Genomic DNA, 806 nt, shown 5'->3' on the forward strand with positions numbered 1-806 from the left:
TATCATACAACTTTACCGTTTTATTTGATATGTAATAAATATATAATAAAATTGCATTCGTACACTTTTTAACATTGATTAATAAACAAAAGATACACCACTTAAAAAGTGGTGTATCTTTCTCAACATATACTATTTTCGATTACTTCGTTTCGTCTTAAACAGTCTCACTAAGTTCGATACAACTGTTTTCGTTACTGCATAAACTGGTACCGCCAAAATCATTCCGATAATTCCCGCAAAGTTACCTACCCCTAAAATTAAAATAATAATTGTTAACGGATGGATATTTAATTTTGAACTCATAATACGCGGTGAAATGATGTTACTTTCAAATTGTTGTACAATTGTTACGATAATAATTACGTACAACGCTTGCATCGGAGATACGAACAAACCTACAATAACAGCTGGCGCTGCACCGATAAATGGACCTAAGTTAGGAATGATATTTGTAAATGCTGCTATAATTCCTAAAACGAAAGCGTACGGTAAATCGATAATTAAATAACCGATAAAAGTAAAAGCACCTACAAATATACAAACGAGTGCTTGCCCTTGAATATAAGCAGACAATGTTTCGTTCGTTTCCTTAATGATGCGAAGTCCTTCTTCACGGTAAGTCTCTGGTAATAGGCTTACTGCTTTACCTGGGAAGGCATGTCCATCTTTAAACATGTAAAACAATATGAACGGTACTGTAAATATAACTAACGCAACGTTCGTGATAATACCAAATAAAGCCGTTGCACTCGACGTAAGTGTGTTTGGTATATCCTTTAAGTATTCAATTGCATTTTTTTCAA

1 protein-coding gene is annotated in these 806 nt (G+C 33.4%); it reads right to left on the minus strand.

Features of this window, described 5'->3' with window-relative positions:
• Positions 1-132: 132 nt before the first annotated feature.
• Positions 133-806: AI-2E family transporter (locus tag KI369_RS24950; protein WP_212957959.1), on the minus strand; the 674-nt coding region annotated here is incomplete at its 5' end.

It is taken from the genome of Bacillus sanguinis, from assembly GCF_018332475.1.
Taxonomy (GTDB): Bacteria; Bacillota; Bacilli; order Bacillales; family Bacillaceae_G; genus Bacillus_A; species Bacillus_A sanguinis.